The sequence below is a fragment of the Massilia sp. CCM 8734 genome, from assembly GCF_011682155.1.
GTDB classification, from domain to species: Bacteria; Pseudomonadota; Gammaproteobacteria; order Burkholderiales; family Burkholderiaceae_D; genus Telluria_A; species Telluria_A rubra.
The window spans coordinates 79,480-104,576 of the sequence record NZ_WHJI01000018.1 but is presented as its reverse complement, the minus strand read 5'-3'; the positions used below and the strand labels follow the sequence as shown (position 1 = coordinate 104,576).

Annotated in this window: 16 protein-coding genes; 12 read left to right on the top strand and 4 right to left on the bottom strand. The window is 64.1% G+C overall.

Translation table 11 applies throughout. The features are described from left to right. Positions 1–35 precede the first annotated feature (35 nt). From F2P46_RS17985 to F2P46_RS17975, 3 genes are all read right to left on the bottom strand, one after another. A complete protein-coding gene (locus F2P46_RS17985) occupies positions 36–734 on the bottom strand; it encodes a hypothetical protein (protein WP_166892456.1) in 699 nt (232 codons plus the stop codon). 3 nt (positions 735–737) lie between these two features. Then, positions 738–1,094 carry a hypothetical protein gene (locus tag F2P46_RS17980; RefSeq protein WP_166892454.1) on the bottom strand — a complete coding sequence of 119 codons (357 nt, stop codon included), beginning with the start codon at positions 1,092–1,094 and terminating at the stop codon, positions 738–740. Between the two features lie 434 nt (positions 1,095–1,528). Then, on the bottom strand, positions 1,529–1,858 hold the full coding sequence (locus tag F2P46_RS17975) for a hypothetical protein (RefSeq protein ID WP_166892452.1): 330 nt from the start codon (positions 1,856–1,858) through the stop codon (positions 1,529–1,531). Positions 1,859–1,932: 74 nt separating this feature from the next. Between F2P46_RS17975 and F2P46_RS17970 the strand changes: the two genes are divergently transcribed. Further along, positions 1,933–2,175 carry a hypothetical protein gene (locus tag F2P46_RS17970; RefSeq protein WP_166892447.1) on the top strand — a complete coding sequence of 81 codons (243 nt, stop codon included), beginning with the start codon at positions 1,933–1,935 and terminating at the stop codon, positions 2,173–2,175. 415 nt (positions 2,176–2,590) lie between these two features. On the opposite strand, the gene F2P46_RS17965 is transcribed toward F2P46_RS17970, so the two are convergent. Beyond that, the gene (locus F2P46_RS17965; protein ID WP_166892267.1) at positions 2,591–2,857 is read right to left on the bottom strand and encodes a hypothetical protein; all 267 of its coding nucleotides are present in this window, start codon (positions 2,855–2,857) and stop codon (positions 2,591–2,593) included. A gap of 129 nt (positions 2,858–2,986) precedes the next feature. Here F2P46_RS17965 and F2P46_RS17960 point away from each other — a divergent pair, with 129 nt between their 5' ends. The 11 genes from F2P46_RS17960 (at position 2,987) to F2P46_RS17910 (ending at position 25,089) form a co-directional block, all read left to right on the top strand. Continuing rightward, a complete protein-coding gene (locus tag F2P46_RS17960; RefSeq protein ID WP_166892445.1) occupies positions 2,987–5,680 on the top strand; it encodes a phosphocholine-specific phospholipase C in 2,694 nt (897 codons plus the stop codon). A 27-nt stretch (positions 5,681–5,707) separates the two neighbouring features. Then, complete coding sequence (locus F2P46_RS17955) at positions 5,708–6,367, top strand: hypothetical protein (RefSeq protein ID WP_166892442.1); 660 nt, start codon at positions 5,708–5,710, stop codon at positions 6,365–6,367. A 170-nt stretch (positions 6,368–6,537) separates the two neighbouring features. Continuing rightward, positions 6,538–6,720, top strand: coding sequence for a hypothetical protein (locus tag F2P46_RS17950; RefSeq protein WP_166892439.1), 183 nt, complete (start codon positions 6,538–6,540; stop codon positions 6,718–6,720). A gap of 105 nt (positions 6,721–6,825) precedes the next feature. Then, positions 6,826–7,284 carry a GNAT family N-acetyltransferase gene (locus F2P46_RS17945; RefSeq protein ID WP_166892436.1) on the top strand — a complete coding sequence of 153 codons (459 nt, stop codon included), beginning with the start codon at positions 6,826–6,828 and terminating at the stop codon, positions 7,282–7,284. A gap of 103 nt (positions 7,285–7,387) precedes the next feature. Further along, the gene (locus F2P46_RS17940) at positions 7,388–8,728 is read left to right on the top strand and encodes a selenium-binding protein SBP56-related protein (protein ID WP_166892433.1); all 1,341 of its coding nucleotides are present in this window, start codon (positions 7,388–7,390) and stop codon (positions 8,726–8,728) included. A 1-nt stretch (position 8,729) separates the two neighbouring features. After that, positions 8,730–9,392 (top strand): SCO family protein, encoded by a 663-nt coding sequence (locus tag F2P46_RS17935; protein WP_166892430.1) that lies wholly within the window; start codon positions 8,730–8,732, stop codon positions 9,390–9,392. Between the two features lie 611 nt (positions 9,393–10,003). Continuing rightward, positions 10,004–19,330 carry an SdrD B-like domain-containing protein gene (locus F2P46_RS17930; protein WP_166892427.1) on the top strand — a complete coding sequence of 3,109 codons (9,327 nt, stop codon included), beginning with the start codon at positions 10,004–10,006 and terminating at the stop codon, positions 19,328–19,330. Positions 19,331–19,361: 31 nt separating this feature from the next. Further along, positions 19,362–22,685 (top strand): hypothetical protein, encoded by a 3,324-nt coding sequence (locus tag F2P46_RS17925; RefSeq protein ID WP_166892424.1) that lies wholly within the window; start codon positions 19,362–19,364, stop codon positions 22,683–22,685. A gap of 21 nt (positions 22,686–22,706) precedes the next feature. Further along, positions 22,707–23,738, top strand: a complete 1,032-nt coding sequence (locus tag F2P46_RS17920; protein WP_166892421.1) for an OmpA family protein — start codon at positions 22,707–22,709, stop codon at positions 23,736–23,738. A gap of 164 nt (positions 23,739–23,902) precedes the next feature. After that, a complete protein-coding gene (locus F2P46_RS17915) occupies positions 23,903–24,295 on the top strand; it encodes a hypothetical protein (RefSeq protein ID WP_166892419.1) in 393 nt (130 codons plus the stop codon). Positions 24,296–24,420: 125 nt separating this feature from the next. Continuing rightward, complete coding sequence (locus F2P46_RS17910) at positions 24,421–25,089, top strand: hypothetical protein (RefSeq protein ID WP_166892417.1); 669 nt, start codon at positions 24,421–24,423, stop codon at positions 25,087–25,089. Positions 25,090–25,097: the final 8 nt, after the last annotated feature.

Sequence of the window (25,097 nt, the reverse complement as noted above, 5' to 3'; positions counted from 1 at the left end):
GGGCCGCGATGCAAGGTGCATCGCGGCGCTTCGACCTACTTCAGTGCTGCCAGCGAGGCGGCCGCCACACCATACATGGGCGTGATGTTCATGTTGCCCGGAAAGGACTCGGCATAGGTTGTTGCGCGAGCAAAGGATTTTTCAAAGGGCGCGCGCTGACCGACTGCTTGCATGAAAGCCTGCCCTTTTGGCGAGGAGAGGAAGGCGATAATTTTGCGCGGGTCGGTGTTCTGCGCGTTCAATTGCTCGAAGATGGTTGCACGATAGCCCCCGGCACGCAGGCGCTCATGCAAATTGGCGTAAGCATGAAGCCATGACTCGTATTCAATCGCGTCCCCATAGCCGAACCTGCCGATCGCCATAGGAAACTGCGGTTCGGTAGTCCGCAGGTACGACTGTAACGCTGCGACGCTGTCGGGACTCATTTTACTCACCATTTCCCGGTCGCCCAGGACCATGGCCAGCACCTCCGCCCCGTAGGCGGATTTTTGTCCGACGATCAGTTTAATGAACCCGGCCTGACGATCCTGCGGCACGGAGCGCAGATTGTGCGCCAGCTCACCGACGTAGGCATCGGCGTCCAGCACGTCGGTCTTGCGCCCATGCTCAAGCACGGCCTGCAAGTCCTCTAACGTGCTGGGGCCGCGCGAGACGGCATAGATGGCCGCCAGCGCGATGTCGCGCTGGGGAGAAAAGGCCTGCTTTTTCAGGTCGGCGCCAATCTTGTCGCGCATGCCTTAGTCGCGTGTGTCCGCGTACAGCCCACCCAGAACGCGTATCAAGCCCACTTTTTCCTCGACCGGCGCGGGCCCGCCGAGCCCGGCGCGTAGCAGGGCGATGTTGGCCGCGGTGGGGGCTGGCGGCGTTATACGTAACCGTTCGATTGCGTTTGTGCGCGCCGCCGCGCTCCCGGCTGCGGCATACGCCTGCAGCGCGGCCTGGGCACTCTGAGCGCCCTGGCCAACCTGGGCACCTTGCCCGCCTTGCGCACCCTGGAATGCGCGTTGCGGCGCACTTGGCGGCCCGCCTTGCGCGTTCACCGCATCCGAGAATAACGCCATGGATGCGAGCAATATCAATGAAGATGTTTTCATGCGAGGCTCCTAGTTAAACGACTTTAATCTGTCAAACATGGTCGTGGGCAGGACTGGCGGCTTGAACAGCGTATCGACGCGATCGCTCCACAACGATTGCGCCCTCGTCCACGGCTGGACGTATCGCGTTCCCTGCCTCAACATGACGCTGACGAACGTGTCGCAGCGAAACGAGCCGCGCTTGGCGTCGTGGTATTTGTCGGAAAACTGGGCGGTCCGGTAATCCGGCAGGAGCGTGTAGTCGACGCCGATCAGTTGCTGCTGTTTGGCCTAGCAGCCTGTCGGACTTGGGATCGTCGGCTGCAAAAATACCTGGGACGGTCCATATTTCGCCGCTTTCTCGGCCAATAGCTCGCTATTGGCACTGCGAAATCGTCAAAATCTGGCGTCGCCCAGCTATTTTTTCGCTTCGACTCCCCAAGTCCGACAGGCTGCTAGCGGACGATGGCTTCCCGTGCCAGTAGCGAGATATGCTTTTCGCCGTTGGTCGGGCAATCGGTGTCGTAGCAGGTCGGCTCGATCACGCCGTCGGGTATATTCGGTCTGGCCGTTCCCCAATAGCGCGCGATGCTCTTGAAATCAGTGAGGTTGACAAGCTTGATCGCGTTTGTTCCGCCCTCGCTGTCCTCGACGACCTGGTCGCCGTTCCACAGGCCGATATGGCCGATGAAGAAGAGCGGAACGCTGTGGGTGTCGAGTTCGCGCCCGACCACATCGCCCTTTTGACGCGGGTCATTCTCGCCATTATCGACGCCGATGTCCACAGTGGGGTGTTGAGGCGGCTATAGACCACCAGGTTGCCGTCGTCCTGGACGCTAAGCCACTCGCCCGGATTGCCATGGGTGCCGGTATTCCACAGCGGTACGGCGAACTTGCTGTATTCGACGAAATTGCCATCGCCTTGCATCACGGCGAACTCCCCGTTCTTGCTCATGCGATAGCGTACCAATCCATCATTGCGGTACATCACCAGGCTACCGTCGGACTGCATGTTGAGCGTATAGGCCCCCTGCGGCGACTGGAGGTACTGGCCGCGCACAAGAAATTCATTGGGGGTCAGCGTGCTGGCGGCGAAGCCTAGCGTGGCGATACACGATAGACAAACACCAAGTAGATTCTTTTTATTACGTAGCATTATCTTCTCCAGAAATTGATGAAATAGCTGGTCGCACGCGAACTGGCCATGCGCCCGGTCAAGACTTTTATACCCCCGTGATGTGGCGCTTGCAATCGGAGCGCGAACCATATTTTCCGTCCCTGTTTCAAGTCAATTTCCGCATATAAAAGATTCACGCAGCGATCCATCATCGTCACAACGAGTATCAATGTCGTCCTTGGATTTTCCAATCGAGACATGACACACTCACGCCAGGCATTGCTGCCGGCGAGCCGCGCGCGCCTGGCATCCTGTCCGCCGAGGCGGCGGCGTATCAGCAGAGCGGTGCGGGTGTGCGCGGCTGGGCTTCGTTGTCGCAGCAATTACCAGAACATCGCATCTATTCCGAAAAGTAGCGGCGGGCGTCGCCGCGCTGGTTGGTGGCGGCCGTGTCGACAATGGCAAGCGCGTCCGGCAGCGGCACGCTGTCGGGCGCGCCCTGGTCGGGCGGCGCGGCCGGGATCGCCAGCGGCGCCTCGGCTTGGCTTTCGTGGTCGTCGTGGCTGCCGCATGCGCCCAGGGCGAGCGCCGTTCCGATGGCGATGGCGAGGGGAGGCGGCGGTGCAGGGCGGTGTGAACAAGCATGGTCGGGTCGGTCAGCTTGCATCGGAGCCGGGGAAATAGCCGCTCAGCATGACAAGCCGATGACAACGATTTCATGCCGCCTTGCCGACATGCTGCGGTCATATTCGACATATATGATCGACAACTTTCCAGCGCATCCACGGAGCCACGCATGTCCACCAGCAGACGCACCTTTCTCAGCCTGGCTTCGGCCGGCGCCGCCAGTACCTTGTTCCCCGACCTGATCCGCGAGGCGCTGGCCGTGCCGGCCAATAACGTCACCGGCACCATCGCCGACGTCGAGCACGTGGTCATCTTCATGCAGGAAAACCGGTCCTTCGATCACTATTTCGGCAGCTTTCCGGGCGTGCGCGGCTTCGACGATCCGCGCGCCATCACGCTGCCGAGCGGCAAACCGGTGTGGTACCAGCCGGACGCGGCCGGCAGCCACGTGCTGCCGTTCCACTTCGACGCCAAAAACACCAGCGCGCTCTCGCTCGGCACCGACCATTCGTGGAAGGGCGCGCAAGCCACCTGGCAGGGCTGGGACGCCTGGGTCAAGAAAAAGTCGCCGCAGAGCATGGGTTACTTCGATCGCGGCGACCTGCCGTTCTACTACGCGCTGGCGGACGCCTTCAGCATCTGCGACGCCTACCACTGTTCGATTTTCGGCCCCACCGATCCGAACCGCTTCTATTCGCTGTCGGGCACCAGCCGTGGGCGCATGAGTTCCCTGGGCAGCCTGTACAACGTCAACGCGGCCGGCTACTACAACAACGATCCCCGCTACGACAACGTGTCGGCCGCCACCACGGCCAGCGCGCCGACCTGGCGCACCTACGCCGAGGTGCTCGAAGCGAACGACGTCAGCTGGAAGGTGTACCAGGAATGGGATAATTACGGCGACAACTACCTGGCGTACTTCAGGCAGTTCCGGGTCAACCCCGACGGCAGCCGCCTGTCGCCCGACAGCGCCCTGTACCAAAAGGGCCGCACGCTCGCGCCCGGTTCGACCGAAGCCAATGCGCGCGGCACCAAGGGCGACTCGATGGTGGCCGACTTCGCCGCCGACGTGCGCTACAACCGCCTGCCCAAGGTCTCGTGGATCGTCGCGCCCAACGACTACACCGAGCACTCGCCGAACTCGCCCAACGCCGGCGAAAACCTGACGGCGCGCCTGCTGGCGGCGCTGGTGGCCAATCCGGTGGTGTGGTCCAAGACCGTGTTCCTGCTCACGTACGATGAAAACGACGGTTTCTTCGACCACGTGCCACCGAACATTCCGCCGCTCGACCCGAGCATGGGCCGCACCACGCTCGCTGACGTCGGCGCCGACGAAAACCTGGCTGGCGTGCCGGTGGGCCTCGGGCCGCGCGTGCCGATGCTGGTCATTTCGCCGTGGAGCCGTGGCGGGCGCGTTTGCTCGCAAGTGTTCGACCACACGTCCAAGCTGCGCTTCCTGGAAGAGTGGCTCACGCTCGGGCTGAAGAAGAACCGCGCCGGCGTTACGCTGGAAAATATTTCGCCGTGGCGGCGCGTGGTGTGCGGCGACCTGACGTCGGCCTTCGATTTCAAGTCGCCCAACAGCGCCTGGCCGGCCAGCGTGCCCAAGTCGACCGCGTATGCGCTGGTGTCCGGCAAGCCGTACCCGGCCCCGCCGGCCCGGCAAACCCTGCCGCTGCAGGAACCCTGCAAGACCGTCACCGGCACGCGCCATGCCTGCGCGCTGCCGTATGTGCTGGGCGCGCACGCGACGGCGGGCGCCGGCAAGCAGGTCGAACTGTCGTTCGTCAACAGCGGCAAGGCCGGGGCGGCCTTCATCGTGTACTCGAACGCGCGCGGCGACGGACCGTGGTACTACACGGTCGAAGCGGGCAAGCGCATCGACCGGGAAACGTGGAACTGGAGCGGGGCGCGCTATCACCTGAGCGTGACCGGCCCGAACGGCTTCCTGCGCGAACTGGCCGGCGGCACGGCGCCGGGCGCGGCCAGGCCGGAAGTGCAGGTCAACTACGACCTGGCCGGCGCCAATGTGCACCTGCTGCTGTCGAACGTGGGCGGCGCGGCCGCCTGCACCTTCACCATGACCGACAACGCCTACGGCGCCGCCGTCTCGACCTACGTGGTGGCGGCCGGGCGGCAGCAATTGGTGCAGTGCCTGCTGGCCGGCAGCTTCGGCTGGTACGACTACAGCATCGGCTGCGATGCCGATCCGGAGTATCTGCGCCGCGTGGCCGGCCACGTGGACAACGGCGCGCCGGGCCGCACCGATCCGGCCATCGGCGCCAACCGCCGCCGCGTGGTGCTGACGGCCAGCGCCTCGGTGGTGGCGCGCGGGGCCAGCGTGAGCGTGACCTACGCCGCGCCGGCCGGCAAGCGCGATCCGAAAAACTGGATCGGACTGTATCCGGCCAACGCCACGCCGGGCACCGGCCAGCCTGCACTGCAATGGGCGACTGTGGCGGCGGCGAACGGCACGCATGCCTTCGATACGGCCAGGCTGGCGGTGGGCGACTACATGGTCTGGTATTTCCATCAGGGCGGCTACGTGGCGCTGGGCGAGGCGCTCACGCTGAGCGTGACCCAGTTTGCCACGAGCACGCCGGCCATCAAACGCGGCGCGCCGATCGGGTTCACGTTCGCCATTCCCGCCAGCCGGGTCGCCGCCAGGAACTGGATCGGCATCTACCGCGCCGGCACCTCGCCGGGGGCGGGCAGCTCGGCCATCTGGCAGTACGCCGCGCAGGCCGGCGCCAGCGTCACCTTCGACAGCAACAGCCTCACGCCGGGCGCCTACAGCGCCTGGCTGCTGTACAACGACGGCTACGCCGCGCTGGGCGGGCCGCTGACGATCAACGTCGCCTGATCTATTTACTTCACCGGAAGAGCAACCATGTTCAAGCGATTCAAACAGACGGCCCTGGCCGTCGCCTTGCTGGCCGCCTGCACCGCCGGCGCCACGGCGGGCGTGCTGCGGCTCGAGCAGCGCGGCGCACTGGCGCAGGCCGGCCAGATTCTGCAGTCCAGCAATTTTGACGACTTCGGGGCCGGCTATCACTTCCCCGGCAGCGCTTTCACGCGCGGCGGGGTGCGCTACAACTCGGCTGAAAACCTGGTCGTGGGCGGCGGCACCGGGTTTTCCATCGGCCAGTCGCGGCCGGTGATGTCGAACGAATACTGGTCACCGATCGAAGGCAGCATCGGCGGCGACGTACCTTACACCCTGTTCGGCTTCGACGCGGCGGTGACGGGCGGCAGCGTCGACGTCATCGTGGCGACCAATCTGGGCAGCTACCTGTTCGACGGCCTCCTGCTGCAAGACGGGCTGGCGGGGCTGGACTTCCTCGGTTTCCAGGCCACCGGGGGCGAGTATTTTACCGGCTTCGCGCTGCGCAGCATGGGCGAGGGCTACCTGGCCGGCATCACCAACGTGGCGCTGGGCGACGCGCGCACGGCGCTGCCGGAACCGGGCGCCATGGGCTTGCTGCTGATCGGGCTGGGTCTGCTGCTGGGAAGGGTGCGCGGCTTTACAGGCACGCCGCTTTTCCATTAAACCCGCAGGGCCGCAGCGGTACGCGGCCATGCTTTTCAAACCAGTCCACCTGGAGCACCTCCCCCAAATGACCAGGTAAGTTCCTTCGTCTTCGTTCGCAGCACCCGCCCTGGCAGCCTTCGCGCGCCGGCTTGGTGTTGCGTCACATGGATACTGGCAGGAGCTTCATTTTGGCCATGCATTCCAATGCGGCGTGCGCCGTTTCCATTTCCGTTTCCATTGCCGCTTCCATTTCCCTGCGGCGCGTCTCGCTTGCGTTCTCGCCCGAGCGCCTGTTGCTCGATGATGTCCTGGGGCTCACGCACAGCCTGGCGTGGAGCGCGGCGGGCTGGCGCCTGCGCGCGCTGGACTGAGGCGGCGAGGAGAGGTGTCAACAAAAACACGGCCGGCGCGTTGGTGGGTATGATGGCGGCGGAGCGTTGCTCCAACTTCGCATCAACCCTTAACAAGACCAACAAATGAAAAAAATCACCACCCGGCTGGCGACGCTGGACGACATCGACTCGCTCGCCACTTTGTTCGACGCTTACCGCCAGTTTTATGCGCTGGCCCCGGACCCGGCCCTGGCGCGCCATTTCATCCTCGACCGCATGCTGGGCAACGAATCGGTGCTGCTCATCGCCGAAGATGAAACGGGCACGGCCGCCGGCTTTTGCCAGATGTACCCGACTTTCTGTTCGCTGGCCGCCGCGCCCATCTACGCGCTGTACGACCTGTTCGTGCTGCCCGAGGCGCGCCATCTCGGCGCCGGCCGCGCCCTGATGCTGGCCGCCGAAGCGCACGCCCTGCGCAACGGCGCCGTGCGGCTCGACCTGACCACCGCCAAGACCAACCTGGCGGCCCAGGGCCTGTACAGCGGGCTCGGCTGGAAACGCGACGATATCTTCTACGCATACAGCAAAACCCTGGCTGCGTAGTTTGATCTGGCACAAGGTCAGGCGAACAATTTTTCACCCATTGCGGAGCAAGGTCAAACAGGCGTACATTAGCGTCTTCATAAGCTTGATCAGGAGATCAGCAATGGGTTCCAGTAAATTTTTACGTTTGAGTTTGCTCGCCGCTGTCGCCCTCGGCGTGGCCGCCGTTCCCGTGGCGGCGCGCGCCGACGAAACCTGCAATTCGCCCTACATGTCGGGCCTGATCAAGGGGCAGGAAGATTATCTGTACGTCTGGACCCTGGGCGTGAAGGGCGTGGGCGACGGTTTCGACAAGATGGTCACCATGGACGTCAATCCAGCCTCGAAAAAATTCGGCCAGGTGATCGCCCAGGTATCCGTCGGCAAGCGCGGCGAGGCCCATCACATGGGCTTTACGGATGACCGTCGCTTTCTCTGGGCGGGCGGGCTGGACGACAGCAAGATCTACGTGTTCGACGTGCACACCGATCCGGCCAAGCCGAAGCTGGTGAAAACGATCGACGACTTCGCCAAGCGCTCGGGCTATGTCGGCCCGCACACGTTCTACGCGCTGCCGGGCCGCATGCTGATCGGCGCACTGTCGAACGACAAGGACCGTGGCGGCGTGACCGGCATGGCGGTCTATAACAGCAAGGGCGACTTCATCGCCAGGCACGCCATGCCGACCACGAACGGCGGCGATGGCTACGGCTACGATATCGCGATCAGCCCGGGCAAGAACGTGATGCTGAGCTCGAGTTTCACGGGCGCGGTCAATTACATGACCGATCTCGGCAAGCTGATCAAGGATCCGGCGGCGATGAAGCAGTTCGGCAACACCATGGTGATGTGGAACCTGAAATCGATGCAGCCCGAAAAGGTGCTCAACGTACCCGGCGCGCCGCTCGAAATCCGCTGGTCGCTCAAGGAAGGCGATGAGTGGGCCATCACCGCCACCGCGCTGACCTCGAAGATCTGGCTGGTCAAGAAAGATGCGGCCGGCGCCTGGCAGGCCAAGGAAGTGGCCACGATCGGCGACCCGGCCAAGGTGCCGTTGCCGGTCGACCTGTCGATCACGGCCGATGGCAAGGGCTTGTGGGTCAACACCTTCATGGATGGCACCACGCACTATTTTGACATCAGCAATCCGGAAGCCCCGAAAGAAACCTATTCCAAGCGCACCGGTTCGCAGGTGAACATGGTGTCGCAAAGCTGGGACGGCAAGCGCCTGTACATCAGCAGTTCGCTGCTGGCCAACTGGGACAAGAAGGGCGCCGACGACGAGCAGTTCGTCAAGCTGTTCGCCTGGGATGGCAAGGAACTGAAAGAAACCTTCAAGGTCGACTTCGCCAAGCTGAAACTGGGCCGCGCGCACCACATGAAGTTCGGCGCCGCTCCCGGCCGCAGCAGCGCCGATGCGGGGCAGGGCGCGTCGCAGCCCGTCGTGCGCGTGGCGGGCCGCTGACTTGGGCCTGCCGGCATGGGCGCTGGCGCTGGCGGCGCTCACGCCGCTGACGCCGTTGGCCAGCGCGGCGCCGGCGCAGTTCGCGCTGCCGGCGCCGGGCGCCTACAAGCTCGAACGCATCCACAAGGCGCCCGATGGCATCGTGCTCGACAGCGATGGCAGCCGCCATCGGCTGTCGGAATTTACCACCGGTAAAGTCACGCTGTTTTCCCTGATCTATACCTACTGCACCGACGCCAAGGGTTGCCCGCTGGCGTACGAAACCTTGCACAGCCTGAAGAAAACCCTGGGCCAGGACCCGCGCACGCGCGACAAGGTGCGCTTTGTGAGCATGAGTTTCGATCCCACCTACGATACGCCGCCGGCCATGCGCAGCTATGGCGGGCTTGATGCGCGCGAGCGCGGCGGGGTCGACTGGCGCTTTCTGACCAGCCGCTCGAACGCCGAGCTGGCGCCGATCCTGGACGGCTTCGGCCAGGATGTGTCGGTGGCCGCCGAGCGCGCGCCCGGGCAGCGCGCGCCGACCCTGTCGCACCTGCTCAAGGTGTATCTGATCGATGCCAGCGGCACCGTGCGCGAAATCTATTCCACTTCCTTTCTTCAGCCCGGCGTGGTGCTGAACGACATCCGTACGCTGCTGCTTGAAAGCAAAAGCAAGCCTTGACCCTGGCCGGATCGGGCATCGATGGGCGCCGCGAGCCGCGCATCGATGAGCGGCGACTGGCAGGCCGCTCAAGCTTTGGCACTGTGCTTACATATGACAATCAGGACGCTTTGTCAATTTCCAAAAACACATGGAAGATGATGAAAAGCACCGAATTTCGCATGTCGCCTAGTTTTCAATAGGAAATTCCAATACGCCGCCCTCTCTTGTTATCCCTGCAAGGGACCGACGCCAGAGATGGGCTCTCATAGCGCAACCCACGTCGTCGCGCATGCAGGGTGGGTAGGCCGGCACCGTGCTGATACTCATGTGAGCAAGCCGCATCCCCGCACAAATTTCCATGTAGAAATATCTAGAATGTTGACTCTATGCGCACGGACTTGTCGGTGTTGCATTTTTGTCTCATTTCCATTAAGCACTTTGTAAGATGTTGTTTGTATGAATATAATGTCGTCGCGCAAGAAAAGTGTTGTCTTTGCATCCATGTCGTCGCTCCACAGTCCGCCTTTCCCACCGCGCAGTAGTTCCCGTTCGATTCCCAATCGCAGTCAGCGATGCCGCGTGCATTGCGGGCGATTTATTGCCCGCATTCTCAATTGATGAAGCCAATCATGTTTAAAAGTGCCTTGCCCATGTTGAAGTCCCGATCATCGTCCGTGTTTGCCGGCCTGCTCCGGCTGGCGGCGATTGCCTTGCTCGGCCTGCCATTGCAGGCCGCCGCGGTCGATATGCTGGTGTCGCGCCTGACCGACACGCCCGATCCGGCCGTGCGCGGCGGCACGATTGTGTATTCCGCCTCGGTGACCAACAACACCAGCGACATCGCCAACGACGTCAAGATCGTATTCACGCTCGATGCGCAGACCAGCTTCGTGTCGGTGAGCGATAACGCCTGCGTGTACGCTGCCGGGACCAACAAGGTCACCTGTAGTTACGCCACGGTGGCGGGCGATGGCGCCGGCGCGGGAACCGCCGACCTCAAGGAGATCGACCTGACCGTGCGCACCCTGGCCGGCGCCGGCCAGACGGTCAGCATGCTGGCGGCGGTGAGCACGACCGATCCGGACAGCAACGCCGGCAACAATTCGCTGTCGCAGCTGACCACCATCGACAACGGCGCCGACCTGGCGCTGGTCCTGAGTGGCTCGCCCGGCAGCCTGATGGCCAGCGGCACCCTGGTGTACACCGCCAACCTGACCAATAACGGTCCGGATACGGCCGGCGCCACCAAGGCCACCTTCACCCTGAGCCCGAACCTGACTTACCAGAGCGCGGCCGGTTCCGGCTGGTCGTGCGGCGCGGCGGGGCAGGTGGTGACGTGTACCACGCCGGGCGCGGTCAAGGGCGCCTTGCCGCTCATTACCATCAACACCAAGGCGACCGGCACCACCACCGGCACCATCACCACCACCGGCGTGGTCACCATCAGCGGCAGCGCGACCGACTTCAATAACAGCAACGACGCGTCCTCGGTCAACACCATCATCACCGTCGGCACCGACCTGGCAGTGACCAAGACCGTTTCGCAAGGCCTGGTCGGCAGCGGCCAGCCAGTCAGCTTCACCCTGGCGCCACGCAACCTGGGCCCGATGCTGGCCACGAACGTGGTGGTCAGCGACAGCGTGCCCGCCGGCTTTGTCGTGATCGGCGCCACCGGCACCGGCTGGACCTGCACCGTGAACGGCCAGAACGTCAGCTGCACCCGCCCGACCTATGCCGTCGGCGCCGCACAGGACATCGTCATCAGCGCCACCGCGCCGAGCGTGCAGGCGCAAACCAACGCCACCAATACCACTACCATCGGCAGCGACACGCCGGATGGCGACACCAGCAACAACAGCGGCTCGGTCAATGTCAGCATCGTGCCGGACGGCATCGACCTGTCGATCACCAAGACCAAGACCCCGAACCCGGTTGCCCAGGGCGGCAGTATGGTCAGCACCATGCGCGTGACCAACCAGGGTCCGGGCGCGGCGCTTGCCGGTGAAGTCAAGATCGTCGACACCTTGCCGGTGGGCGAAACCTTCGTCGGCGCCAGCGGCGCCAACTGGACCTGCGCGCCGCAAGCCGGCCAGGACATCACCTGTACCTACAACCTGCCGCTGGCACTCAATGCGCAGACCTCGAACCTGGTCCTGACCACCACCGCGACCCTCGCCGGCACCCTGACCAATACCGCCTGCGCGGCCTACACCGACAGCAACGGCGCTAAGATCGACCCGATCGTGGCGAACAACTGCGTCAGCGCGACCTCGCAATCGACCCAGACCCCCAACGCCGCCGATTTGCAACTGGGCAAGGCGGCCGCCCCGGGCACCCTCAACTGGAACGCGCCGACCATTACCTACACGCTGACCATCACCAATGCCGGTCCGGGCGAATCGACCAACGTGGTGCTGTCCGACCCGATTCCTGGCTACATTCCCAACAAAACCGTGGTGAACGCAGCCAAGAGCGGCGGCACCAGTCCGGCGGGCTTCACCTGCACCCCGGGTGCGATGGTGACCTGTTTCCTCAGCAGCGGCACGATGGCGGTCGGCTCCAACGTGGAAATCACCGTGACGGTCACGCGTCCCCTGCTCGACAGTAGTGGCCAGCCCGGCAACAAATGGGTGAACGCGGCCAGCGTACGTTCCAACGCGCAGGGCGACCCGGTCCCGGCGAATAACGTCGCTACCGCCGACGTGCAAGTCGACCCGGTCGCCGACGTGAGCGTCGTCAACACCGTGACTCCTGGCTCGGTACCGGCCGGCACCAACGCCACCTATGTGATGACGATCAATAACAACGGCCCATCGAGCGCGAACGGCGTGACCGTCACCGATGTGTTCACGATCCCCGAAGGCTCGATGACCGTGCTGTCGGTCAGTGCCAGCAACGGCGGCGTATGCCAGCCTTACGATCCGGCCACCCGGACCATCAGCTGCGCCATGGGCAACATGGACTCCGGCGCGACCCGCACCATCACGGTCGTGACGCGTCCCGACTACATGGACAACCAGCCGAATCCGCGCACCATCGGCAGCACCGCCACGGTCGCAACGAGCAGCAACGACAGCGACATGGGCAACAACACCTCGTCGAACACGCTGGCAGTCACCCCGGCCACGCTCGACCTGCTGGTCAACAATACCGACAACGTCGATCCGATGGGCTTCGTGCCTGGCGCCGCTGTCTTCCCGGACAACGTGGTCACCTACCGCAACGCCATCACCAACCGCGGTCCGTCGGTCGCCACCCACCTCAAGCTGAGCTATGTCATGAAGCCGCCTGCCGGCAAGACCATGACCTTCCTGGGCGGCAAACTGCTGCCGGATGGACAGGCGTATACCAATTACTGTAACCAGGTGAACACCCAGGTAACGGGACCGGCGCAGATGACGGTGACGTGTAATTTCCCGACTTCCGATATCCTGATGGGCAACAATGCCAGCACCGACCTGTACCTCGACTTCCGCGTCGACAGCCAGCCGACCGGCTCGGGCGACACTTACCAGTCGACGGTCACGGTCTCCTCGCGCGAACCGGAAGCGCTGACGCCGAACAACTCGGCCGACCAGAGCACCACCATCAAGATGCGGGTCGACCTGAAGATGTCCAAGGCCGCCTTCGCCTGGAACGGCGCCGCCAACGTGAGCGCCACGGCAGTGCAGCTGCGCCAGCCATTCTTCTGGGTTTTGACCCTGAACAATACCGGTCCGGGCAACAGCAACGGCACCGTGATCAATGACGTGCTGCCGGCCGGCCTGACGGTCTACACCGGCGGCGCGGCCGCGCCGTACAACGCGGCGCCATACAACGCGGGCCTGACCTGGAGCACCAACAACGCAGCGCCGACCAGCGGCACCTGCGCTGGCGCCGGCGCCACGATCAACTGCAACCTCGGCTTGCTCGAAGCGAACAAGTCGGCCACCGTGCGCATTCCGGTGATTGCCACCGTCGCCAACCCGGCGCTGGAAAACTGCGGCACCGCCACCACCAGTGACGTCGAACGCACCGCCGTCGACAACCGCGGCTGCGCCACGGTGGCCGTGCAGCCTTCTTCGATCGCCGGCTTCGTGTACGAAGACAACAACAACGACGCCGCCAAGGCAGCGGGCGAAACCGGCATTGCCGGCGCCACCCTGCGCCTGGACGGTACCGATATCTACGGCAATGCCGTGGCCAACGTCACCACCATCACCACCGCCGGCGGCGCTTATGTATTCAATAACCTCTCGCCAGGTACCTACAAGGTCACCGAAGTCCAGCCGGCGACCTACCTCGACGGCAAGGATGCCGCCGGCACCGCCGCTGGTACCGCCAGCGACGCCACGGCCGACGAGATCAGCAACATCGTGCTGCCGGCCAGCACCAACGCCACCGGCTACCTGTTCGGCGAACTGAAACCGGCGTCTCTGTCGGGCTTCGTCTTCGTCGACCTCGACAAAGACGCCGTGCGCGACGTGACCGGCGTTCCGGCAACCGATGAGAGCGCCGGCGTGACCAGCGTGACCATGACCCTCTCGGGCAACGACGACTTCGGCCCGGTGAACGCCATCGTGCAGACCGGCGCCAACGGTTCGTACAGCTTCGCCAACCTGCGCCCGGGTACCTACCAGGTGGTGCAGCAAACCCTGTCGGGCGTGACCCACACCGGCATGACCATCGGCAGCAAGGGCGGCAACGACGGCGCCACCGTGCTGGCCGCGAATACCCCGGTACTCGGCCTGACCAAGCGCACCATCGGCAACGTGCTGCTCGCTTCGGGCGACAATGCGATCAACAACAACTTCGGTGAAACCGGCCAGGGCCTGGGCGGCGCCGTATATGCCGACCTGAACAACAATGGCGTCAAGGATGCGGGCGAACCCGGCATTCCGGGCGTGCAAGTGACCCTGTCGGGCAATACCTCGACCGGCACCAGCGTGTGCGTGGCGATTTCGCCGAACCCGTGCACCATCGTCACCGACAGCAACGGCAGCTACAGCTTCACCGGCCTGCCATCGAGCGACGCCACCGGCTACGTGCTGGCCGAGCAAAGCCAGGCAACGGCGCCACTGTCGAACTACGCCGACGGCATCGACGCGGTCGGCACCGTCAATGGCATGCCGCGCGGCAGCATGACGAATGACAAGTTCAGCGGCATCGTGATCGGCACCGGCCAGTTCGGCAGCAACTACAACTTCGGCGAATCGACGGCCGCCCTGTCGGGCAAGGTCTATCTGGACGCCGACCGCAGCGACACCTTCAATGGCGCCGACACCCCGTTGCCGAACGTCACTGTGACCCTGTCGGGCACCACCGCGACCGGTGCGAATGTCTGCACCATCATCAGCACCTGCGTCGGCAAGACCGACGCCAACGGTAACTACAGCTTCACCGGCCTGCCAGCCAGCAATGGCGCCGGCTATACCGTCGTCGAAACCCAGCCGGTCGACTTCATTGACGCGACCAATACGCTCGGCACCGGCGCCGCCGTGCCCGGCAGCCTGGGCGTGATTGGCGACAGCGCCTTCAATGGCGTGGTGCTCACCGCCGGCCAGAAGGGCATCAACTACCTGTTTGGTGAAGCCACCGGCAAACTGAGCGGCTTTGTGTATGCCGACAAGAACAACAACGGCGTCATGGACGCCGGCGAAACCGGCATCGGCGGCGTGTCCCTGGCCCTGACCGGCACGGCGGCCAGCGGCGGCAACGCCTGCGGCGCGCCGACCTGCACGGCCACCACCAACCCCGACGGTTCGTACGCCTTCAGCTTCCTGCGCAACGCCAACGGCGCCGGTTACACCGTCACCGAAACCCAGCCTGTCGCTTACCTGGACGGCATCACCCGCAAGGGTAAGGTCGGCGCCGCGCCGTGCGCGGCTTGCGTCGACAATGTGGCCAACGTGATCGGCACCATCGCCTATGCGGTGGAAAAGACCCACAGCGACTTTAACTTCGGCGAACTGCTGCCGGCCAGCGTGAGCGGTGTTGTCTACGCGGACAGCAACCAGAATGCGTCGCTCGACAAGGACGAACAGATTGCCGGCGTGACCGTCACCCTGACCGGCCTTGACGACCGCGGCGCGGCCGTCAGCCTGACCACGACCACCGCGGCCGATGGCAGCTACCGTTTCGACAAGCTGCGTCCGAGCAGCGGCGCCGGTTACACCGTCACCGAAACCCATCCGGCCGGCTTTAACGATTTTCCAGGCAATACCGGCTCGCTGCCGGGCACCATTGGCGCCGTCGCGGCCGGCGTAGCCGTACCGAACAGCATCAGTGGCTTGCAACTGGTGCAGGGCGACGCCGCCGTGAACTATAACTTCCGCGAAATCGGCGCCAGCATTGCCGGCGCGGTGTACTTCGACGTCAACAACAACGGCGTGCGCGACAGCGGTGAGCCGCCATTCCCTGGCGTCACCGTGCGCCTGGTCGGCCCGACCCCGCGTACCGTGGTCACCGGCGCCGATGGCAGCTTCCTGTTCACCGGCCTGATGGCGGGCAACTACAGCATCGTCGAAACCCAGCCGAACGGCGTGGACGATGGCCGCGATACGGCCGGCTCGCTCGGCGGCACCATCAACGCCCCGAAAAACAGCATCGGCGGCATTAATCTGACGCCAGGCGCGGCAGGCGTGAACTATCTGTTTGGCGAACGCAATGCGCCTGGCGCCAACGGTTCGCTGGCCGGTACCGTGTATGTGGACGCCAATAAGGATGGCAAGCGCGACAGCGGCGAGCAATTGCTGGCCGGCGTCACCCTGACCCTCACCGGCGTCGATGCCAAAGGCGCCCCGGTCACCTTGACCGCGCAGACGGACAGCAACGGTAACTACCTGTTCCCGTTCCTGATCCCTGGCAACTACAACCTGGTCGAAACCCAGCCAGCCAAGTGGTCCGACTTCGAGGCCGCCACCGGCACCAAAATCGGTACCTTGGGCGGCGGCGCGGCCGGCTTGAACGCAGTCACCGCGATCCTGATTCCCGCCGCCGGCGGCGCGGCAACCGGTTACGACTTCCGCGAGTTCGATCCGAACGTGGTCGTCGGTCCGGCCAAGCTCGGCGGTCATGTGTACGTCGATGGCAACAAGAATGCCAAGCGCGAGCCGGGCGAAGCCCTGGCCGGCGTGACCGTCACCCTGACCGGTGTCGACGCCAAAGGCGTGCCGATTCCCGCACGCACCACCCAGACGGGCGCCGACGGCAGCTATCTGTTCGAGAACCTGGTTCCGGGCACTTACACCGTGGTCGAAACCCAGCCAGCCGCTTATGGCGAATTCCCGACCAACACCGGCAGCGCCATCGGCACCGCCGGAGGCACCCTGGACGCGGGTCCGAACAAGACCACGGCCATCGTGATCGCCAGCGGCACCGATGCGCAAGACTACAATTTCCGCGAAGTGGGCGCCAGCCTGGCGGGCGTGGTGTATCGCGACGACAACCATAATGGCGTGCAAGACGCGGGCGAGCCTGGCATTGCCGGCGTGCCGGTCAGCGCCGTTGGCAGCAAGGGCGAAGCAGGGCGCGCCACCACCGGCGACGATGGCCGCTTCGTGATCGTTGGCTTGCCAGCGGACACCTACAGCCTGGTGGAAACCCATCCGGCCGCCTATATCGACGGCAAGGAAACCGCCGGCAAGATCGACGGCGCCGTTGCAGGCACGGTCGACAACAGCGGCTTCGACGCGAGCGCGCCGAAGAACACCATCGGCGCCATCAAGCTCGGCGTGGCGCAAAACGGCGTGGATTACCTGTTCGGCGAACGCCGCGCACGCCTGGAAGGCTATGTGTATGTGGACGCCAACAACAACGGCCAGATGGACGCGGGCGAAACCCCGTTGCCGGGCGTACATGTGACCATGACGGGCGGCGAGAACTGCGCGCAAGGATGCGTGGCAGTCACCGGCGCCGACGGCAAGTATGTGTTCGAGAACCTGGTTCCCGGCCGCTACACCCTGGTCGAGTCGCAAACCGACCTGCCGACCTCGAAGTACATGGATGGCAAGGAAACCGCCGGCGTCGCAGGCGGCACGGTGGACAACAGCAGCTTCGGCACCGCGCCGTCGCAAAACACGATCGCGCAGATCGACGTCACCAGCGACAAGCTGGCGGCCAACAACGGCGTGATCGGTGGCAACCTGTTCGGCGAGCGCGTGCGTCCGGGTCCTGAAGTCAAGGCCCCGATCATCAGCGGCTATGTCTGGATGGACCGCGGCCATACCCGCACCCGTCCGAACGACCATGAAGGCGTGAAGGATTGGACCGTGACCCTGACCCAGAACGGCAAACCGATCTGCACGGTCAAGAGCGATGCGAACGGTTTCTACCAGTTCGACAACCTGCGTTGCCCTGGCTACGAAGGCACGGGCCTGCCGACCGGTCCCGGCTTCGACATCAGCTTCACCAAGGATGGCAACGGCATGCCGAACGTTCCGACTTCGGCCGGTAACGCAGGCAAGCCGGCCGCTGGCGTGATCCGCGACATCACCTTGACCGACAACAGCGACATTACCGAGCAGAACTTGCCGCTGAACCCGTCGGGCGTGGTGTACGACAGCGTCACCCGTCAACCGGTGCGTGGCGCGGTCGTGACCGTCATCGGTCCGGCCGGCTTCGATCCGGCGCGTCACTTGCTGGGCGGCCTGGCGGCAGTCAACCAGACCACCGGTAGCGATGGCGTGTACCAGTTCTTCCTGCAAAACGGCGCGCCGGCCGGTACCTACAAGCTGGCGATCAGCACCTATCCGATTGGCTACGTGCCGGCCGAATCGGCGAAGATTGCGTCGTGCCAGGGTGCGCTGTCGGTCGCGGCCAATGCCAATGTGGCGCTGGTCCAGAAGTCCAACGGTGCTCCGGCAACCGGTGTCAACCTGCACAAACCGGGCGCCTGCGTTGGCCTGGTGCCGGGCGGGGCGGACACGACCCAGTATTACTACACGTTCACGGTTGGTCCGAACGGCGCACCGGTGGTCAACAACCACCTGCCGATCGACAAGGTCGAAGCGGCTGGCCTGGCGCTGACCAAAACCGGCGACAAGCAGCAACTCGAGTTCGGCGAAAGCCTGCTCTACACCCTGACCGTGCGCCAGACCAGCGGCACCGCGGTAGCACAGGCAACGGTGCGCGACAGCCTGCCGGCCGGCTTCTCGCTGGTGCCTGGCACCGTCAAGGTCGATGGCAAGCCGGTGGCCGATCCGGCCGTGGTGGCGGGTCCCGTACTGGCCTTCAATCTGGGTCCTTTGGCCAGCAACAAGCAAGCGGTACTGACCTACCGCCTGCGCGCCGGCGTCGGCAGCCTGCAGGGCGACGGCATCAACCGCGCGATTGCGTATGCCTGCAACGTGGCCAGCGGCTGCGTCACGCCGGGCTCGTACCAGCCGGTACCAAGCGCTTACCCGTCCAACCGCGCCGAGTACAAGGTGCGCCTGACCGGTGGTGTGTTCACCGAACAGGCTTGCGTTGCCGGCAAGGTATTTGTGGACTGCAACGGTAACTCGGTGCAGGACAGCGAAGAGCTGGGCATTCCAGGCGTGCGTTTGTACATGGAAGACGGCACCTCGTTCACCACCGATGTGGAAGGCAAGTACAGCTTCTGCGGCTTGAGCCCGAAATCGCACGTGATCAAGGCCGACAGCCTGACCTTGCCACGCGGCAGCCGTTTGACGACGACCAGCAACCGCAACCTGGGCGACGCCAACAGCATCTGGCTGGACGCGAAGAATGGCGAGCTGCTGCGCGCCGACTTTGCCGAAGGTTCGTGCTCGGCGCCGGTCATCGAGCAGTTGAAAGCCCGTCGCAGCCAGGGTGGAACGCGAGCCCCGGAAACGGAAGCTGCGCGCCTGCCGGGCCTGAAGTTCGACAGCAAAGCCCCTGCCGCGCCGCGGCAGGCGACCGACAGCGCCAACCAGGAACTGGTCAAGCCACGCCAGGGAGCAATCCCTGCCGGCGCGGGAGAAGCCCGTGCGCAATAAGCAACCATCCCGCCTGGCACAGATGAACATCATGACGAACAAAAAACTTCTTCTAATTCAACGCAGCGGCACCGGTCGCCTGCTGGCGGGCGCGCTGGCAGTCGCCTGCGCTTTCCCGAACGCCGGCGCCCAAGTGCTGCCATCGGCCCCGGCCGATGCCGGCCTGCGCGCCCAGATGGCGGCGCCGCAACTCTGGAGCGGGCGTCTGGATGCCAGCGCCAAGGTGGCGCGCATCCTGGTCGAAACCGACCGCGACGGCGTGCCAGCCGATGGCCAATCGCCAGTGCGCGTGAGCGTGCAGGTGCTGGGCGAAGACGGCCAGCCGCTCAAGGATGACGTGCTGCTGACCCTGGAAGCGTCGGCCGGCCGCATCTTGCTCGACGGCGCCGCCACCGACGCCCTGGGGCCGCAAAACGGCGACGCCAACAAGGTAACGCCCGGCATGCAGCTGCGCGTGAAGGGCGGCAAGGCGCAGTTCCGCCTGCTGGCCCCGGCCGCCGCGCAGGAAGTCTTGCTGCGCGTAGACGGTGGCAAGATCAGCACCCAGGGTGTAATCAGCTTTGTTCCGGAACTGCGCCAGATGCTGGCCGTGGGCCTGATCGAAGGCGTGATTTCCAAGCGTAAGCTGAACGCCGGCGACCTCGCACCGGCACGCTTTAACGATGGCTTCGAACAAGACATCACGCGCTGGAGCCGCCAGTTCAACAGCGGCAAGGCGAATGCCAGCGCCCGTTCCGCGTTCTTTGTCAAAGGCACCATCCTCGGCAGCAAGCTGTTGACGGCCGCCTACGATTCGGACCAGCAGACCCGCGAAAAGCTTCAACGCGACATCAACCCGAACGAGTTCTACCCGGTCTACGGCGACAGCGCCACGACCGCGTTCGACGCGCGCTCGGCCGGCCGCCTGTACGTGCGCGTGGACGACAAGAAAAGCTACGTGCTGTACGGCGACTTTTCGACCAGCGAAGGCAGCATGTCGTCGGTGCCGGGTCCGAACGTCGGCATGGAAGCGCGTAAGCTCGGCCAGTACCAGCGCACCGCCACCGGCCTACGCGGCAACTGGGATGGCGCACGCGGCAAGCTGGGCGGCTTTGCCTTCCACGACAACGCCAAGCAAGTGATCGAAGAATACCGCGCCAATGGCAGCTCCGGTCCTTTCGCCGTGCGCAACAATGGCGCGCTGACCAATTCCGAGCGCGTCGAACTGATCGTGCGCGACAAGAACCAGACCGACCTGGTCAAGCAAGTCACGCCCATGCGCCGCCTGGAAGACTACAGCTTCGAGCCGTTTTCGGGCCGCATCCTGTTCAAGCAGGCCGTCCCGTCGGTCACGCCCGAAGGCGATCCGCAATCGATCCGCGTGACCTACGAGGTGGAGCAGGGCGGCGACGATTTCTGGGTGATGGGCATCGACGGCGAGTATCGCCTGAACGACAGCATCAGCGTCGGCATGGCCTCGGTCGACGACAAGAATCCGCAGTCGCCGTACCGCCTGCACAGCGTAAACGCGACCGTAAAACTGGCGCCAGGCACCAGTTTCGTGGCCGAATTCGCCCAGAGCGAATCGACCACCTACAGCGCCAACGGCCAGGTGTTTACCACGCCGAGCGGGCAGGCGGGCGAGTTGTCGAGTTCGGCGACGGGCCAGGCCGCGCGCGTGGCCCTGTCGCACAAGGGCGAGACGGTCGAGGCGCGGGCCTGGTGGCAGCGTGCCGACGACGAATTCAACAACACCGCGGCCGGCATCAGCCCCGGTCACAGCGACGCCGGCGTCAATGTCAGCGCCAGGTTCACGTCCACCACCACCGCCTACGCCAGCGCGCTGCAAAGCCGCGACCAGCAAGTGGTCGCCCAGCGCGACGCCGTGCGCGTCGGCATGCTGTGGAAAGCCGATCCGCGCCTGACGCTCGACTTCTCCCTGCAACACATGAAGGAAGAAGGCGAGCTGCGCAACCAGGTCGGCATGGCCAGCAATACCGGCGTGGTCTCGAACGCCAACGGACTCAATCCGAGCGGCGGCTTCTTCGGCTTCGGCAACACCAACAGCGCGATCAGCCCGGTCAACGGCGGCGCCATCACCACCTTCGCCCCGGTGGGCGCGACCACCACGCCGGGCACGCGCGGCACCCTGGACGCCAATACGGTCGCCATCGGCGCCCAGTACAAGGCCACCGACTTGCTCAGCCTGACGGCGGTGGTCGAACATGGCGTGTCGGATGGTAACCAGAAGCGCTACGAACTCGGTGCGCAGTATCAATTGTCCGAGCGCAGCCGTGCGTATGCCCGCTATGAAAACCAGACCGGCCTGGCCTCGCGCTACGCCTTGAATCCGGCCGAGAAGAGCAACGCCTTCGTGGCCGGGGTCGAATCGACCTACCTGCCGGGCGCCAGCATTTTCTCCGAATACCGCCTGCGCGATGCGCTCGACGCCGAACTGGCCGACGGGCGCGACCTGCAACTGGCCAGCGGCGCGCGCAATACCTGGAACGTCTCGGAAGGCCTGGCGCTCAGCACCAACGCCGAATACCTGCACGTGTTCGACGGCCGCCAGCAAAAGGGCGTGGCCCTGGCCACGGCGCTCGACTACACCGCCAATCCGCTGTGGAAAGCCTCGGCCAAGCTCGAATGGCGTCGCCTGTTCGACAGCCCGGGCGAGATCGGCAACCAGTCGCAGGACCAATGGTTAAATACCTTGTCCTTCGTGCGCAAGCTCGACCGCGACTGGACCGTGCTGGCCCGCAACTACGCCCTGCTGACGCGCAACAACGACGACATCAGCGGCAAGCCCCTGGCCAACAGCCTGCAAGAACGCGCGCAGCTCGGCTTTGCCTGGCGTCCGGTGGACCATAACCAGTTCAACGGCCTGGCGCGCTACGAGTACAAGAACGTGCGCGATGGTGCGCGCGCCGATGGCGACAATTACGCCGCGCACATCGTCTCGACGCACCTGGACTACCACCCGAGCCGTCCGTGGTGGAGCACCGGCCGCCTGGCCGCCAAGACCAGCCGCGAGCGCAACCTGCCGCAGGGCCAGCAGACCTACAGCGCGTGGATGGCGTCGGGCCGCGTGGTGTACGACATTACCGAAAACTGGGACGTCGGCGTGCTCGCCGCCTACCTGCACAGCCCGCAGAACAAAGGCAGCAGCCAATATGCGCGCGGGGTCGAAGTGGGCTACCTGGTCAAGCAGAACCTGTGGTTGTCGGCGGGCTTCAACGTCAGCGGCTTCCGTGAGCGCGACTTAAGCAGCGCGGACTACACCTCCAAGGGATGGTTCGTGCGCCTGCGCTTCAAGTTTGACGAGAATGTATTCAAAGGCAAGGACCCAGAAACGAACCGCACGCTGGCCCGCTAATTTCCTGAAATGAGAATGACGATGAAACCAACCATTATTTCCCGCCCGCGCGCAGTGCTGTTTGCCGCGATGGCCGTGGCCGTGCAAGGCGCCTTTGCGCAAACCTTGAGCGCGCCGGCGCAGCGCATCTCCGACCAGGCGATCGTGGCCGACCAGGCTGGCTACAAGGCCTTGCAGCAGCGCGTGAAAGCGCTCAACGACAAGGGCGTACCGGTGAATAATTACTACCTGTCGAAGGCGCAATGCTGGCTCGACGTGTCGCTGCACGAGTACACGCGCAACGACCGCTCGGCGTTCCCGCAGCAGGCCCTGGAGCAGGGTGCGGCGATTGTCGGCGCGCTGGAGACGGGCGCCACGCCCAATCCGGGCGACCAGACGCCGCTGGTGAACGATGCGGCCAAGCTGCGCGACGACCTGTGGGCACGCTTCGGCGGCGTCAAGGCTGGCGCGGGCTTTGCCTGCGCGGCGCAGAAGGTCGCTTGCGGTGAAGTCGAGCTGGTGCATGCCGGGAATGAATTCAAGCAGCAGGGCTGGCGCCATGCGAATCCGTACATCCAGATCGCCGAAGACCAGTTGCAGGCGGCGCAAGCCTCGGCGGCGGCGTGCGGCGGCGCGCCGGTGGCGGCTGCGGTAACGCCATTGCCGGGTGCGGCGCCGGTGGTGTCTGTCGAGAAGCTGACCCTGGCGGCCGATGCGCTGTTCCGCTTCGACAAATCGGGCGTGGCGGACCTGCTGCCTGCGGGCCGCGCGCGCATCGACAGCATGATGATCAAGCTCGACGGCGTGTTTGCGCAGGTCTCCAGCATCAAGCTGACCGGCTACACCGATCGCCTGGGCACGGAAGCGTACAACCAGCCGCTGTCGGAAAAGCGCGCGGCGACGGTGCGCGCTTACCTGGTGAGCAAAGGTTTTGCGGGCGAGATCGTCAGCGAAGGCAAGGGCGAAGCGGACCAGGTCGAAGCCTGCACGGGCGTTGCGCCACGCGCCGCGCTGATCGGCTGCCTGCAACCGAACCGCCGGGTCGAAGTCGAAGTGACCGGCATCAAGCGGTAACAGCGAAACGGAGTCATGTTTGCGATGGCGCTTGATTGAGCCATCAAAATCAGAAACCACCTACAACCGGGGTCAGAGCTTTAATTAGCAACATTTTTGTTGCTAATTAAAGCTCTGACCCCGGTTGTCCGCTGCCTTCGGTGGATCGCCTTTTTGGATATTCCATGAAAACTCTTAAAGTGCTTTTAGTTATGTCGACGCTCGTGATTGCACCACTGGCGTTCGCGATTGTCGAGGACGATCCCCTTGCGCACTGGGGCCAGGCTTCGCCAGAAGAGCGCGTCGCTGTGATCGAATCCATTGCAAAAAGCATCAACAAAGATGGCAATATTGCGCCCCGGCGATCCGACCTCAGGTTTTTGATTAACTGCGTGAATGATTACGCGAACAATGTCAGCAAGGACGAGACAATTCGTCAAGCGGTGAAAGGCTGTTGGAATATCGGAAATTTTGACACGAGGTTGACGATCGAGGCGATTCAGAAGGAAAGGGATGATATTGAAGCGGTGAGGAAATCATTCCGGGGCATGAAGCGACCTTCTCCAGACAGTCAATAAAGGGACGCCCGGCATCCTGGCACCGCATTCGGCCCCGCCGGCATGGCGAATGCCATCGGCGCTCGAACACAAGTCGCAATATTTTCCGACAACTGACACCCCATTTTCAGGCTACAAGGAATCCGATGTCCAACAACATCTCAGTGAAGTTCGACGTTGCCGATTGCACGCTGCGGGAGCAGTCCGAAGATCATTTCGGCTGGAGTAACGCGAACGGCGTCTATATCGTGTTACGTGTACCGAAGAATCCGACGAATTGGTCCTTTGACCCGCACGACATCGACGCCGCCACGCGCTATTTTTCTCAACAGAGCGCCAGCAACGGCGGCGCATTACTGGAAATGGACGTCGTCAGCGCCGGTGGTCATACCGCGCTGCGCGGGTTGTTCAAGTACCGCTCGCCGCTTCCGGACAGTATGGGAATGATGTTCGTAAGCATTCTGTGGATTCGTCTGGGCAATGCGACGGCACAAATCAATGTTGAGTCCGTCGAGCAAGGCACAACTGGCGTGCGTGAAGCGACTGTGTGCGTGATGACAGGGGAAAGCCCGACTAGTGCGTCGCCAAGCGAGCCCGTGCTGATGGACAGCGTCGAAGACATGTTTGCCCATATGCGCGCGCAGCCGCTGCAGGTATTCCCCTCCGACAACAGCCAATATGACCAGATGTTCCCGGATCATCCGCTCTCCAAAGTGCGCCACCGGATGGCGCAGTTGGAGGCCACATTGTCCATTGCGACCGCAGAAGCGGCACTCGCGGCCTCGGGGCAAGCTCCGTGGTGGAAATTTTGGTGAGCCAATTG

What these genes read in the sequence shown, in the direction of transcription:
- F2P46_RS17985 (WP_166892456.1), bottom strand. Translation starts at nt 734, where the DNA reads ATGCGCGACAAGATTGGCGCCGACCTGAAAAAGCAGGCCTTTTCTCCC.
- F2P46_RS17980 (WP_166892454.1), bottom strand. Translation starts at nt 1,094, where the DNA reads ATGAAAACATCTTCATTGATATTGCTCGCATCCATGGCGTTATTCTCG.
- F2P46_RS17970 (WP_166892447.1), top strand. Translation starts at nt 1,933, where the DNA reads ATGGGTGCCGGTATTCCACAGCGGTACGGCGAACTTGCTGTATTCGAC.
- F2P46_RS17965 (WP_166892267.1), bottom strand. Translation starts at nt 2,857, where the DNA reads ATGCAAGCTGACCGACCCGACCATGCTTGTTCACACCGCCCTGCACCG.
- F2P46_RS17960 (WP_166892445.1), top strand. Translation starts at nt 2,987, where the DNA reads ATGTCCACCAGCAGACGCACCTTTCTCAGCCTGGCTTCGGCCGGCGCC.
- F2P46_RS17955 (WP_166892442.1), top strand. Translation starts at nt 5,708, where the DNA reads ATGTTCAAGCGATTCAAACAGACGGCCCTGGCCGTCGCCTTGCTGGCC.
- F2P46_RS17945 (WP_166892436.1), top strand. Translation starts at nt 6,826, where the DNA reads ATGAAAAAAATCACCACCCGGCTGGCGACGCTGGACGACATCGACTCG.
- F2P46_RS17940 (WP_166892433.1), top strand. Translation starts at nt 7,388, where the DNA reads ATGGGTTCCAGTAAATTTTTACGTTTGAGTTTGCTCGCCGCTGTCGCC.
- F2P46_RS17930 (WP_166892427.1), top strand. Translation starts at nt 10,004, where the DNA reads ATGTTTAAAAGTGCCTTGCCCATGTTGAAGTCCCGATCATCGTCCGTG.
- F2P46_RS17925 (WP_166892424.1), top strand. Translation starts at nt 19,362, where the DNA reads ATGACGAACAAAAAACTTCTTCTAATTCAACGCAGCGGCACCGGTCGC.
- F2P46_RS17920 (WP_166892421.1), top strand. Translation starts at nt 22,707, where the DNA reads ATGAAACCAACCATTATTTCCCGCCCGCGCGCAGTGCTGTTTGCCGCG.
- F2P46_RS17915 (WP_166892419.1), top strand. Translation starts at nt 23,903, where the DNA reads ATGAAAACTCTTAAAGTGCTTTTAGTTATGTCGACGCTCGTGATTGCA.
- F2P46_RS17910 (WP_166892417.1), top strand. Translation starts at nt 24,421, where the DNA reads ATGTCCAACAACATCTCAGTGAAGTTCGACGTTGCCGATTGCACGCTG.